The organism is Gemmatimonadaceae bacterium, from assembly GCA_016720905.1.
Taxonomy (GTDB): Bacteria; Gemmatimonadota; Gemmatimonadetes; order Gemmatimonadales; family Gemmatimonadaceae; genus Gemmatimonas.
In genome coordinates this window covers 169,732-182,901 of the sequence record JADKJT010000011.1, presented here as the reverse complement: position 1 = coordinate 182,901, position 13,170 = coordinate 169,732, and the positions used below count along the sequence as shown (strand labels likewise).

General features: G+C 66.1%; 14 protein-coding genes. 6 read left to right on the top strand and 8 right to left on the bottom strand.

The window, feature by feature from the left end; all coding sequences use genetic code 11:
- The 5 genes from IPP90_11335 to IPP90_11315 form a co-directional block, all read right to left on the bottom strand.
- The coding region (locus IPP90_11335; protein MBL0171305.1) for a DUF2569 family protein at positions 1-859 on the bottom strand (859 nt) is incomplete at its 3' end.
- Positions 860-993: 134 nt separating this feature from the next.
- Positions 994-1,872 (bottom strand): hypothetical protein, encoded by an 879-nt coding sequence (locus IPP90_11330; protein ID MBL0171304.1) that lies wholly within the window; start codon positions 1,870-1,872, stop codon positions 994-996.
- A gap of 89 nt (positions 1,873-1,961) precedes the next feature.
- Positions 1,962-2,852: a trypsin-like peptidase domain-containing protein gene (locus tag IPP90_11325; GenBank protein MBL0171303.1), complete on the bottom strand. Its 891-nt coding sequence runs from the start codon at positions 2,850-2,852 to the stop codon at positions 1,962-1,964.
- 1,158 nt (positions 2,853-4,010) lie between these two features.
- Complete coding sequence (locus IPP90_11320) at positions 4,011-4,901, bottom strand: MBL fold metallo-hydrolase (GenBank protein ID MBL0171302.1); 891 nt, start codon at positions 4,899-4,901, stop codon at positions 4,011-4,013.
- 45 nt (positions 4,902-4,946) lie between these two features.
- A complete protein-coding gene (locus IPP90_11315; protein ID MBL0171301.1) occupies positions 4,947-5,681 on the bottom strand; it encodes a Crp/Fnr family transcriptional regulator in 735 nt (244 codons plus the stop codon).
- A 247-nt stretch (positions 5,682-5,928) separates the two neighbouring features.
- On the opposite strand from IPP90_11315, the gene prfA reads away from it, so the two are divergent.
- From prfA to IPP90_11285, 6 genes are read left to right on the top strand one after another with little or no spacing between them, the layout of a single operon-like run.
- On the top strand, positions 5,929-6,999 hold the full coding sequence (prfA, locus tag IPP90_11310) for a peptide chain release factor 1 (protein ID MBL0171300.1): 1,071 nt from the start codon (positions 5,929-5,931) through the stop codon (positions 6,997-6,999).
- A gap of 7 nt (positions 7,000-7,006) precedes the next feature.
- On the top strand, positions 7,007-7,435 hold the full coding sequence (locus tag IPP90_11305; protein ID MBL0171299.1) for a hypothetical protein: 429 nt from the start codon (positions 7,007-7,009) through the stop codon (positions 7,433-7,435).
- On the top strand, positions 7,393-7,893 hold the full coding sequence (locus IPP90_11300) for a hypothetical protein (GenBank protein ID MBL0171298.1): 501 nt from the start codon (positions 7,393-7,395) through the stop codon (positions 7,891-7,893). Before IPP90_11305 ends, IPP90_11300 begins: the two co-directional genes overlap by 43 nt.
- 1 nt (position 7,894) lies before the next feature.
- Positions 7,895-8,245: a YlbF family regulator gene (locus IPP90_11295; GenBank protein ID MBL0171297.1), complete on the top strand. Its 351-nt coding sequence runs from the start codon at positions 7,895-7,897 to the stop codon at positions 8,243-8,245.
- Complete coding sequence (tmk, locus tag IPP90_11290) at positions 8,242-8,955, top strand: dTMP kinase (GenBank protein ID MBL0171296.1); 714 nt, start codon at positions 8,242-8,244, stop codon at positions 8,953-8,955. The genes IPP90_11295 and tmk overlap by 4 nt, the downstream gene beginning before the upstream one ends.
- A complete protein-coding gene (locus IPP90_11285) occupies positions 8,948-10,582 on the top strand; it encodes a S41 family peptidase (GenBank protein MBL0171295.1) in 1,635 nt (544 codons plus the stop codon). The genes tmk and IPP90_11285 overlap by 8 nt, the downstream gene beginning before the upstream one ends.
- Positions 10,583-10,592: 10 nt before the next feature.
- Here the strand turns inward: IPP90_11285 and IPP90_11280 are convergent, their stop codons facing one another.
- The 3 genes from IPP90_11280 to IPP90_11270 are packed head-to-tail and all read right to left on the bottom strand — an operon-like array spanning position 10,593 to position 13,162.
- A complete protein-coding gene (locus tag IPP90_11280; GenBank protein MBL0171294.1) occupies positions 10,593-11,291 on the bottom strand; it encodes an outer membrane lipoprotein carrier protein LolA in 699 nt (232 codons plus the stop codon).
- 53 nt (positions 11,292-11,344) lie between these two features.
- Positions 11,345-12,394 (bottom strand): 3-deoxy-7-phosphoheptulonate synthase, encoded by a 1,050-nt coding sequence (gene aroF, locus IPP90_11275; protein ID MBL0171293.1) that lies wholly within the window; start codon positions 12,392-12,394, stop codon positions 11,345-11,347.
- 9 nt (positions 12,395-12,403) lie between these two features.
- Positions 12,404-13,162 (bottom strand): ribonuclease Z, encoded by a 759-nt coding sequence (locus tag IPP90_11270; protein MBL0171292.1) that lies wholly within the window; start codon positions 13,160-13,162, stop codon positions 12,404-12,406.
- Positions 13,163-13,170: the final 8 nt, after the last annotated feature.

Genomic DNA, 13,170 nt, shown 5'->3' with positions numbered 1-13,170 from the left:
CACGTGCGCGATGGGCCAGGTCATCGGGGACAAAGTGTGCCAACTGTGAATAGCAGTGCCGAAGAGTCTCGCGTGAAGCCTGCGTGAACTGACCATTTCGGTGGAGCTTGCGACCAAGGCTAAGTATTGACTCTTCAATTTCCGGTCGCGATGCCGGCAGCAGGGATTCTGGGTATACCAACACTCCCGCGGCATCCCATTCCGCGACCCCTCTCTCTAGTAGCACGGAGTAACTGTCGATGATGCCGTCAACACGGCTCGCCGTGAGGGTATCTCGCAGAACGGGGGCCGGTCGATCGCCTAGGTGAACTGTTTCTTTATGGTCGCTGCTACTCACCAGTCTGCGAGTGGTGGCTGTACGGTTTGATCGCTTCAGCAGCAGAAGGCCTCTAGTGCCAAAGGTTTGCTGAACTCGCTTTGAGCGAGTCCAATAGAAGAGCCAAATCGTCGCGAATATCCAAGTCCGACCGATAGATGCTGTTGTCGCCTCGGTTGGCGACTCGCCACTGACGTTCGTCGGCACTTCCAATGCGACGCTCAAGAATAGAGAAAGCACGAACTCCATCAAGAGAAATAGAATCCAGTAGGTCGGTGTCCAGCGATGCCTCGTGACAACGAGAAATAGGCCGATGAGCGCACCGGTAAGCCAAACAGCGGCGATCACAAGCGCTGCAACAAGATCTTCCGAACGTCCAGGTGAAGCACCAGCTGCGAGCGCTTGCAGAATGAAGAACAAGTCGAAGCAAAGCGCTCCAATCGTCACAATGTTGAGCACCACGAAGAACGCGAGCCATCCGCCAAGCCCCGCAAGTGACTGAGGTTCGACGCGGTTCGTCGTGCTCTCTGGCTCAGCATCCATGACAATAGGTCCGGTTGAAGTTTGTGAGCCGCCTAGCGTGCTGGCATTCTACTGTAGTGCCCCCACTAGATTGCGCGCGCAGCGCGCGTTCCGCAAAGCGCGGTCGGCCGAAACGCACTGTTAGGCGACTTCAACTATTCTTGGTGCAGAAGCTTCCTAGCGGCAGGGCCGAGCAGCATCGGCAACCTTGCCTTCGTTCGCTTCTCATCGAAGTCGGAACCGCTGGCGAGTCTCATCACTAGATCTGCCTTCGATAGGTATGCGCAAATTTGACTCGAAGAGATCGTGCTTCTTATCTTGGTGGCGGATTCTTGTATGAGGTTCACTTTCAGCGCATAGCGTGTGCAAGGAAAATCTACTGAATGCGTGACGATCTCCGATTGATCCCAACTCTCGATGCTCCACTCCTGAAGATCAGTCGATAAGGACTTTCGCCCGCCAAAATTGCTCACGATTCCTTGGACCTCTGTACACTTCATTGCTGCGCGATCACAACTTATGTGAACCGCCGTCGTCTGGCTGCCGAGTTCTGCCGCGCTCCACGCGCCTTCCATCAGCACATAGTTTGGCTGCCTGCTGAAGATTTTCGTCGGTGCCGAGACGCTCTCGTCAAGAATCTCCTCGTCTCGGCGGAGGCTCGCGGATAGTTCGTAGGTTAAGGGATCGCCAATTGGTGGCAGTCCGCGATCCCGCTCGTACGACTTGATCGCGTCACGCAGATCCGCGGTGACGACGGCGTCGAAAGGACCACGGATGTAACCAAGACACCCGAATGATGAATGCGCGCGGAACGCAAGTAATGCTCGAAGCGAGTCCAACATTGCTGGGGAGGACATCCGAAGATTCGCCACCGTTGAGTCAAACGACCTCTTCTCAGCAAGCTCACTGGAATCCAGAGAAATAGTGGACTGAAGAGCCTGCGATGCGCGGGTTGCAGGCGCGTCGCTGCACGAGCCGACTGTGAACAGGCAGACGAGTTGCAATGCCGCCAAGCGAGCAAGCTGGATTCTCATGTGATCTCGTGGTGGTTCGCCTATCGTCAAGTTGGTGCCGTAGCCACTTTCAGAAAATGCGGTTGGTCGGCCATCGGCATCAACCCTCGTTAGGGTGCTGGTGCCACGGAGTTGTACTTGACGCCGTTGGCCGACATGAAGGACGTCATCACGTGCGCGGACACTGCGTGACCCACGTGCAGGAACGGAGTGGAGGTGACCATCTGCTTCTTGGGACCGCGACGCACCTGCGCCTTGACATCGAAGTTGAGGTCGTGATGGGCAGTCGCCGACTGCACTCCATGCACCACCCCCTGTTGGTCCACCACCGGTCCGCCACTCTGTCCGCGCAATCCAGGCGTGGACATCTCGAACCCGAACACGGAGCCACTCGGGCCCCCCAAGTGACGGGTTACCATCCCTTCGAGCGGAAAGAATGGAGTCGGGGTGTGATGACCGGCCTTCCATCCGATAGAGTCGGTTGCCGCATCGTAGTGGAAGTGCGAGAACTCTGGGAACGGGAACCCGACGCGGCATAACATCTCCCCGTGAGCCGGCGGATCTCCGGCGCTACTGAACGTCGGGAAGCCAGTTGTCCGTAGCTGTGAAAACCCCTTCAGTCGAATCAAGGCCAGGTCGCACTCGGTGTGTGCGTGGTAGTCGAATCCCGAGAACGTGTCGGCAATAGGGAGCTGGTGAAGGAGCTCGTACGCTGGTTCTTTATCGTAGCCGTGCTTCGCCCTGAGCTTCTTGAGTGCGTTGTGACTCGGCTTCGCCCCAAGAGCGGCCTTGTCACCCAAGTACGCGCTACGCCGCTGCGAGATTTGATCGCCGGCCAGTAGCTCCTGAAGTACATGTTTGCACGTCAGAATCCATCCGTCGGCGTTCACCACCACGAGCGTCGCGGAACCTGGCACTACCTCGGTATCATCGATATAGCGCACGATCGTCATTATCGGACTCGTCCAGCGCAGCGCTTCTTGAATCGCGTTCTTGAACATTCGCGGATGGATGAAGTGGCCTAACGCTGGCTGCCCCGGGCGCGCGCGGCGGCCCCCCCCCCGCCGGCCGCCCCCCCCCCCGGGGCCCCCGCGCCCCCCCCCCCCCCCCGGCGCGCCGGCCCCGCGGGCCCCCGGCCCCCCCCCCCCCCCCCCCCGCCCCCCCGCCCCCGCGCCGCCCCGCCGGGCCCCCCCCCCCGGCCCCGCCCGCGCCCCCCCCCCGGCCGCCGGGGCCGGGCCGCCGCGGGCGGGCCCCCCCCCCCCGCCGCCCCCCCCCCCCCCCCCCCCCCCCCCCCCCCCCCCCCCCCCCCCCCCCCCCCCCCCCCCCCCCCCCCCCCCCCCCCCCCCCCCCCCCCCCCCCCCCCCCCCCCCCCCCCCCCCCCCCCCCCCCCCCCCCCCCCCCCCCCCCCCCCCCCCCCCCCCTTCCGGTGGGCGCGCGGCCGCCGCCGGGGGCGCGCGGGGGCGCCGCGCGGCGCGGGCGCCGCCGCGGGCCGCGGGGGGGCCGCCGCGCGGGCGCGGGCCGCGGGCGGCCCCCCCCCCCCCGCCGCCGCCCCCCGCCGCCGCCCGGGGCGCCCGGCGGGGGCCGGGCCGCGCGCCCCCCCCCCCGGCGCGGCGCGCGCGGGGCGCGCCGCGGCGGCCCCGGCGGCGCCGCCGCCCGGCCCCGGCCCCCGCCGCGCCCGCGCCCCGCGGCCGCGCGCGGCGGCCGGCGGGCCTCTCGCGGCCCGCCGGCGCCGGCGGCCCGGGCGGCGCGCCGCGCTCCCCGCCCCCGGCGCCCGCGCGCGCCGGCCCGCCGGGGGCCCCCGCCGGGCGCGCCGCGCGGCCGCCGCCGCGCCGTCCGGCCGCCGGGGGCCGGGCGGCGCCCCGCGCGGGACAGCCTGGCGTGTCGGCGCCGCCCCCGGTGCTCGGGGTTGGCGCATAACGCCCATTAGATAGAACTATGTAACGTCGCTCCCGCAAGATAACGCGCATTCTCCCAACCACCTTCGCACGGCGCACCGGCCTCCGCAAGTCGCTCCGCCCCATGCCATTACCTGCCCGGCGCGTCGGGCCTGCCGGTGTTCGGCTGCGCGTTATGCAGACCGATGTAACACGCGCTAACCAACGCCCGAGCCCGCTCCATTTTCACATGCGGCCCGCAGTTCGTCACGCGCGCCAAGGCCGCTACACCACCGCCAACACCTCACCCTCCGTCGCCGCCGCCACTCGCAACTCCGCCCCCGCATTCGCTACGATCTCCCGACACCGCGCCTCCATCGCATCCACTTCGTCATCCGTGCGGTCCGGATGATGATGCGTCAGCAACAGCGTGCCCGCGCCGCACTCCATCGCAAACCGCGTCGCTTCTTCCGCCGACGAATGCCCCCAGCCGCGATGCGCGGACAACTCCTCGTTGGTGTACGTGGCGTCATGCAACAGCACCGGAATCCCGCGCAGAGACAACGCCAGTTCAGCGCGCCACGCGGTCACTCGCGAATCGTCATCCGCATACGACAGTTCGTTATCCGGCGCGAACGCCATCACCGCGCCCGCCGCATCGTCCACCCGCAACACGCTCGCGCCGCCAGGGTGCCGTGCCGGCAATGTGTGCACCGTGCACGAATCGTCCAGGTGAAACACGCCGTCCGCATCAAAGGCGTCCACGCTCAGCGCGTCGGTAATTCCGGCCAGGGTAGGGAACAGCGGCGCCGACAGTTGCTGGTCCACCAGCGCGCGCAAACTCACCGCGTCCACGCCACCACAGGCCATGCGCACGTGGTGCGACCGCGTGATGATGGGCGCGAAGTGCGCCAGACCAATCACGTGATCGCTGTGCCGGTGCGTAAGCACCACCGCAATCACGGGCCGTGCGCCCGCTACCGACGGCGCCGCGGCCGGCAGCGATTGCCCCAGCGCGCGAATGCCGGTGCCGGCATCGAGAATCACCCGTGCACCGTTCGCCAACTGCACGTCCACACACGACGTGTTGCCGCCGTACCGCACGGTGCGCGCGCCCGGACTGGGGCAGGTGCCACGCACGCCCCAGCAGGTCACCCGCGCGCGCGACGCACTCAACCCGGACTCGGCGCTAGCGAAACGGGCACCGTGCGCCGAACCAGGCTACAGCTGCGGACGTGAGCGCGCTTCCAGTGCGCGCCGATCGGTGATCGTGACAATGCGACGTGTCACCGACAGCATGCCGCGCTCCTGAAACTCGGCCATCGCGCGCGACACGGTCTCCCGACTGGCGCCAATCATCTGGCCGATGGTTTGGTGCGTGAGCTGCTTCACCAGCGTGGCCGGCTCGCCGGGCGTGGCATGTTCCAGCAACACCTTGGCCACCCGCCCCGGCACATCCAACAGCACCAGGCTGCCAATGGTCCCGTCGGCCTGACGCAACCGGCGCGACAGTTCAATCATCAGCCCCCACGCCACCGAGGGCGACTGCTCCACCTTGCGACGGAAATCGGCGCGCCGAAGGATCAGCAGGCTGGACGCATGCGTGGATACCACGTGCGCCGAGCGCGGACGTCCGTCAATTAGCGCCAGTTCGCCAAAGTGTTCGCCCACACCCAGCACGTTGAGAATCACCTCACGTCCGTCCTCACCAATGATGACCACCTTCACTTCGCCCGAGCGCACCACGAACAGCGCGTCGCCCGGATCGCCTTCGCTCACGATCATCGCGCCTTTCGCAAACTTCTGCTCGCGCGTCAGTTCGGCAAAGCCGCGCACCGACGCGCGATCGAGTTCGCGAAACAGCGGCACGGTCGCGAGAAAATCCGTGACGCGTTCCAGCGAGACGCTCATGTTGGGCGGAGTGAAGCGCAGTGGAGTCATGCCGAAGGTCACCATGCAGGAAGCTCCCGGGGGCCGGACAGCCCCATGAATTATGTGTGCAAAGTAGTCGAAAGAAACGACAGGCCGGCCCAGGGCCAAACCGGCATCCCATCCCGCACCCTGCTCGTTGGCGTGATCGGTTATGATTGGGTCATACCCTGCCGCTCGTCCAAAGGTGCGCCGTCCGGCGCCGGTCGATGCGGATGCTAGAGTGCGGTCGCTATGGGCGCCGTGACCGGTATCACATATCTGATCCCCGCTGATGCTCAACCATCTTCGCGAACGCTTGGCCGAGGCGCTGCGCCGCGCGACCGAAGTCGAACAACTGCTGGCTGATCCCGAGACGGTAAAGGACGCGCCGCGCCTGGCCGACCTGGGGCGCGAACATCACCGGCTGGCCGAGGTGGTGGCCAAGGCCAATCGCTTGTACAAGGCCGAGCAGGAGTTGGCCGATGCACGGGACATGGCGCAGGGCGACGACGCCGACTTCGCGGCTGAGGCCAAGGCGGAAGTGGATCGTCTGGAAGCTGAGTGCAGTGCGCTCGAAAAGGCCCTGGTGCCGCTGCTCATTCCGCGCGATCCGCTGGACGATCGACCGGCCATTTTCGAGCTGCGCGCGGGCACCGGCGGCGACGAAGCCGCGTTGTTCGCCGCCGACCTGCTGCGCATGTACACTCGCTTCATCGAACGCCGCGGGTGGCGCATTGAGGCCATTTCGCACTCCGACGCCACGCTGGGCGGCGTGAAGGAAGCGGTGTTCAAGGTGCGTGGCGATGGCGCCTTTGGCGTGCTGCGGTGGGAATCGGGCGTGCACCGCGTGCAACGCGTGCCCGCCACCGAAAGCCAGGGTCGCATTCATACCTCGGCGGCCACCGTGGCGGTGTTGCCGGAAGCCGACGAAGTGGACGTGCGCATTGAGGACAAAGACCTCCGCATCGACGTGTTCCGTTCATCGGGTCCCGGTGGACAGAGTGTGAACACCACAGACTCGGCCGTGCGCATCACGCACATCCCCACGGGGCTGGTGGTGTCGCAGCAGGACCAGAAGTCGCAGCTGCAGAACAAGGCGAAGGGGATGGAAGTGTTGCGGGCGCGACTGCTCGACCTGCGCCTGTCCGAGCAGGAAGCCGAGCGTTCCCGCATGCGCAAATCGCAGGTGTCCACCGGTGACCGGTCGGCCAAGATTCGTACCTACAACTTCCCGCAGGGTCGCGTCACCGATCACCGCGTGGGGCTCACGCAGTACGACATCAACCGCGTGATGGACGGCGACCTGTCACCGTTTCTGGAGGCGCTGGCGCTGGCCAACGCCGAGGAAAAGCTGAGCGGCTGAGGACATCGTGCGCACCTTGCTGGAACAGATGGCCCAGCGATTGGCGGCCTCGCCATTGCTGGACAACGAAACGCGTGCCGATGCGGCGCGCGAATCCCGACTGCTGGCGGCCGCCGTGTTGGGGTGCGCTCCGGGCGACATTGCCCGTCGCGTCGATCGGCCCCTGCCGCATACCGAACGCGATCGCATTCTGGCGGCCACCGACCGTCGGGCGCGCGGCGAACCATTGGCGTATGCGGTGGGGTCGGCGGCGTTCCGTCACCTGACACTCCGCGTTGACCCGCGCGTGCTCATTCCCCGTCCCGAAACAGAGGGCGTCGTGGACGAGGTGCTGGCGGTGGTGAAAGACAATCCCGGGGGGATTGCCGTGGACATCGGGACCGGTTCGGGGCGATTGCCCTGGCGCTGGCCTCCGAGGGGCACTTTGACCGGGTGATTGCCACCGACATCTCGGCCGACGCCCTTGAGGTGGCCCAGGCGAACTCGGCCATGGTCACGTCCGGCGCGCCAGTGGAATTCCGCCTTGGGTCGGATCTGGCGCCGTTGGACGGGGTCCGTGCCCGTGTGATTGTCTCCAATCCCCCCTACATTGCGTACCATGAAGCGGCGGCCTTGCCGGCCAGCGTGCGCGATTGGGAGCCGGCCACGGCGCTCTTTGCGGCCGACGGCGGTATGGCCCGGTACAACGCCTTGCTGGCCCATGCGGCCCGGTATCTCGAACCGGGCGGCTTCGTGGTGTTCGAAGTGGACGCCAGACGCGGCGCGGAAACGGCGCAGCTGGCCCGAGAGTACGGATGGACCAACGTTCGACTCGCCCGTGATCTCAGTGGGCGTGACCGCGTGCTGATCGCCCAGGCATCACTCACATCAGTCCCCGGACCAGAGGCCCGGTAACATGCTCGAAGACAAAGCGAAGGATCTGGGCCGCACCATCGGCCAGAGCGACGAATACAAGGCGGTCAAGCGTTCCAGCGAGGCGCTCAATGGCGACCGCGAGGCGACGACGATTCTGCGGCAGATGGAGAAGATCCGCACCGATGCGCAGGCGATGATTGACAAGGGGCAGGAGCCCACACCGGAGATGGAGCAACAGTTGGATGCGCTGCTGCAGCAGGTGCAGGTGAATTCCACCTATCAGCGCGCCATTTCCGCACAGGACAACTTCGACAAGTTGATGCTGCGTGTGAACCAGTGGATTGCCGACGGCATTCGCGCCGGCGCCACCAGTCCCATCATTCTCGCTTGATTTCATCCATCACGAACGATCACGTGTCAGCGGAACTCGTCGCGCGCCCGGGGTTGTTCGTCGTGCTGGAAGGCGGCGAAGGCGTGGGCAAGACCACGCAGTGGCAGCGTCTGGCCGACGCCCTCACTACGCTGGGGCACGAAGTGATGGCCTTGCGCGAGCCTGGTGGCACACCGGCCGGTGATGTGCTGCGCAACGTGTTGCTCGATCCGGAGTCCGAGTTGGCCGCCGAGAGTGAAGCGCTGCTGTTTGCCGCGTCGCGCGCGCAGTTGGTGCAATCGGTCATTCGACCGGCGATGACGCGCGGGGCCATTGTGCTGGTGGACCGGTTTCTGTTGTCCACCTATGCCTATCAGGGTGCGGGGCGAGGGCTGTCGATGGAGGCGCTGCAGGCGATCAATCAGTTTGCCACGGGCGGCCTGGCGCCGCAGGTGACACTGCTATTGAGCATGCCGCTGGAAGCGGCACTGGCCCGCATGAACGCCCGCGGCGCAAGTGACCGCTTGGAGCGCGAAAGTCTGGCGTTTCATCAACGAGTGCAGACGGCGTTCAGTGAAGCGGCCGATCCGACGTGGCAACGGCGCCACCCGGAGGTCGGTCCGGTGTATTCCATCGAGGCATCGGGGAGTCCCGACCTTGTGACAATGCGCTGCCTCCAGCAGTTGGCAGTGTGCTGTCCCACGCGATTCGCAGGAGTGGTGCATGGCTGAGGAGCTTCCGGATACCCCGCGACCCACGCGCCGCCGATCACGGGCGGTGCTGGCAGTCGGACTGTTTGTCGGACTGCTGTCGCTGGGTGGCTGGTGGGCTGGACACGACCTCGCGCCGGCGGCGGCACCGCCGCGGCGCGCCAATGGCGGTGCGCGCCTGTTCGATCAGGTGCTGGGCGCGGTGGCCACGCGGTATGTCGATTCACTCGATGCCGCCACCATCTACGACAAGGCCGTCACCGGTCTGCTGCGCGAGCTCAAGGACCCGTACACGACGTTTTTGGGCGAGGGCCGTCTCCGTCGCCTGAATGAACAGATGAGCGGCACGTACACCGGCGTGGGCCTCCAGATTGATGTGCGCGACGGGTGGCCGACGGTCATTGAACCGGTGCCCGGCGGTCCGTCGTGGAAAGCGGGCATCATTGCTGGCGACCGCCTGGTGAAAGTGGCGGGTGAAGTGACGAAGGGCTGGACACGCGACGAGGCATCGAAGGCGCTGCGCGGCCCGCCGGGATCGAAGGTGAACTTTGAAATCGGGCGCGCCGACCAACGATTGACCATAACGGTACAGCGGAGTGCCGTGCATCTGGCCGCGGTCACGCGCGTGACGATGCTGCCCAATGCCGTGGGTTACGTCGATGTGAACGTGTTCAATCAATCCACGTCGGCCGAATTGCAGGTGGCGGTGGACTCACTGGTGCGGCTGGGGGCGCGCAGTCTGGTGATGGACCTGCGCGGCAATCCGGGCGGCTTGTTGGAGCAGGGCGTGGGCGTGGCCGAGCTGTTTCTCGATCCGCGCCAGAGTATCGTGGAGTTGCGCGCGCGTCCGGGCCAGGCGCCGCAGATCATCAGCGACACCGCGCCACAACGCTGGCCCACGCTGCCGCTGGCGGTGCTCATCGACAAGGGCAGTGCGAGTTCGTCGGAGATTGTGGCGGGCGCGTTGCAGGATCACGACCGCGCCGTCATCGTCGGCATGACGTCGTACGGCAAGGGCAGTGCACAGAACGTGTATCCGCTGGCGTCCGGCGGCGCACTGCGCCTGACCACCGCGCGCTGGTTCACGCCGGTCGGTCGCAGCATCAGCAAGCCGCGTCCGCGCGACCCGGATGACGACGACGCCGAGTCCAACGGGGTGGCGCTGCCCAGCGATACGCTGCGGCCGAGGTTCCGTACCGACGACGGCCGCACGGTGCTGGGCGGTGGCGGCATCACGCCCGATGTGCAGGTGGGCGATTCCATCACCCCAATCCCGGTGCAGATTCTGGCGCGCGCGATGGGGAAGCGACTGGCCGACTATCGCGATGCGCTGGCGAAAGAAGCGACTGCGCTCAAGCCACGAATGAAATCACCCAACGATCCGGTCACGCGCGAGATGCTCGACGCGGTGTATCAGTCGTTGGTGACGCATCAGGTGGCGCCCGATCGCAGCATCTTCGACAACGCATCGCCGTGGGTGGCGCGCTCGCTGGGCTACGAAATGACGCGTGTGGCCTTTGGACCGGACGCGGAATTCCTGCGGCGCGCGCAAGACGATCCGGCCATTCAGCGATCCATGCAGATCTTGCAGGCGGCCAGACAGCCGCGTCAGGTGTTCACCAGCGTCACCGCCGTCGCACCCCGGTAGGACGCGACGGTCAGACGCCGGGGATTTTGGTGATCACCTTCACGCCCTTGGGCGCCTTGAACACAAAGGCATTGGGCGGCAGCACGGCGTTGGGAATCCACGTGGTCAGGGTGATCATGCGCTCCACGCCTTGCACATCGGTGACCTGCACGCGCACCGGACGCGGATCCTTGTCGTCCAGCCACAACGTGGCTTTCTGGAACGGCACACGACCTTCCACGCGCGGCACCAGCATCACGCGTTTGGTGGCCCGGCCCTCGATCGTGGTGGACTCGCCGCCGGTAATGGTGAACGTGCGCTTGGGCGCATCCAGCAGTTGGCCCAGCAGGTCAACCACTACGGCCCCATCAGCATCGGCCGGTAACTTCATGACCTGACCGGGTGCGCTACTGGGGAGATACACCCAGAGCGATTGGCCATCGCCCACAATGCGGTCGCCCATCGGATCGGAGAACGTGATGCTCACACGCCCCGGCTTGTGCTGCAGAAACGTGCCGCGCGACGTCGCGGTGCGGCCGAGCAGGGGATTGGTGATGCGCTGCTCGAATTGGGCTTCGAGCGTTTCGTGCGATATCCACGCCCTGGCCACACGGTCGTACGCTGATTCCGCCGGCGATTGCGCGCGCAGTGACTGGCTGGCTGCGGAGGCCACCAACGCACTGCACAACACCGCAACGCGGGTCGCGCGGGAGTCGAGTCGAGTAGGCATGCCAAGAGGTACCCGTCGCCCGGGGCAATGTGCCCCGCGCCACGTGACGTGGGTCAAACTCGCGCGGACGCGATGTCGGGGGTTGGTGCGATGGTGCGCCCGATGGCGTTGGCAATGGCATGCAGTTCTTTCACCAACTGCATGAACTGCTCGGGGTACAGCGATTGTGCCCCGTCGGACAGCGCCCGGTCCGGATGCGGATGCACTTCCACCAGAATGCCATCGGCGCCGGCCGCGACGGCCGCGCGCGCCATCGGCGTCACCTTGTCGCGCAGCCCCGTACCGTGGCTGGGATCGGCCACAATGGGCAGATGCGAGAGTTTGTGCACCACCGGGATGGCGGTCAGATCGAACAGGTTGCGCGTGGCCGAATCGAATGTGCGCACACCACGCTCGCAGAGAATCACATTGGGATTCCCTTCGGCCAAAATGTACTCGGCGCTGAGCAGCAGGTCGTTGATGGTGGCCGCCATGCCGCGCTTGAGCAGCACCGGCTTGCCGATTTTGCCGACATGACGCAGCAGCGAATAGTTCTGCATGTTCCGCGCACCGATCTGGATGCAGTCGGCGTACTCGGCCACAAGATCGGCGCCGGTTTCGTCCATCGCTTCCGTGACAATGGCCAGCCCCGTTTCCGCGCGCGCCATGGCCAGCAATTCGAGTCCCTTCTTGCCCATGCCCTGAAACGCATACGGCGATGAACGCGGCTTGAACGCGCCACCACGCAGCGCCGTCGCCCCGCCGGCGCGCACGGCGCGCGCCGCTTCCATGATTTGCTCTTCGCTTTCTACAGAGCAGGGGCCGGCAAACACGACGATCTCATCGCCGCCAACACGCACGCCCGGCGCGATTTCCACGATGGTGTTTTCGGTCTTCCACTCACGCGCCGCCTGGCGATACGGCTTCTGGACGATGAGCACGCTGGCCACTGACGGCAGCCCTTCGATGTACGACCAGTCGATCTTGGAGTCGTCGCCCAGGAGGCCGATGGCCGTGCGCGTGGAGCCCGGCAGAGGGAGCGGCTTGAAACCCTGACGCACGATCTCGTCGCACACGCGATCGATATCGGCGGCGCTTGCATTGGGCTGCATCACGACCAGCATGGCACGTCCTCAGAAATCGATGAACCAGCCGTCGGTCGCAAGGACCACCGGGCCGGCATAGTGTTCGGCAACTTCGGCGATGATATCAACGGTCTCGACGGGCTGATAAAAGTGCGTCAGCACCAGGCGTTTGGCGTGAGCCCGTGCGGCGATGGCACCGGCCTGCCGCGGCGTGAGATGCTCACGAATGGCCATCCCGTCGGGCAGCGAGCATTCGGTCAGCAGCACGTCACAGCCCGCCGACCAATCGGCCAACGCCTCGTCGTACCCCGTGTCACCGGTGTACACCAGGCGCTTCCCATCCTGCGTGACGGAATATGCCATGCTCTCCGCCGTATGTGGTACCGGGAACGCCGTCAGTTGCACGCCGTCGGGCAGTCGAATGACCTCGTCCCGGGCCACCTCGCGAATGGTGAGTGGAAACCCCGGTGCCAGCAGCCATGCCCCGTATATGGCCGCCAGACTCTCCAGCAACGCTCCCGTGCCCACGGGCCCGTAGATGGTGACCGGTTCGGACCGTGCGGGCAACTGCCCCCAGCGCCACCCCATCACCAGCATGACCACGTCGCTCACGTGATCGGGATGAAAATGCGTGAGCGCCACATGCGTGATGGCCGACCAGTTGAGGCCCAGCGCGGCCATGCGGTGCGCGGCCCCGGCACCGCAATCCAACAGCAGCGACACGCTGCCGGCGTTCACGAGATGCGCGGGTGCCGCGCGCGTGGGATGCGGGGCAGCCGTTCCGGTGCCGATGGTGGTCAGGCGCATGGGGTCAC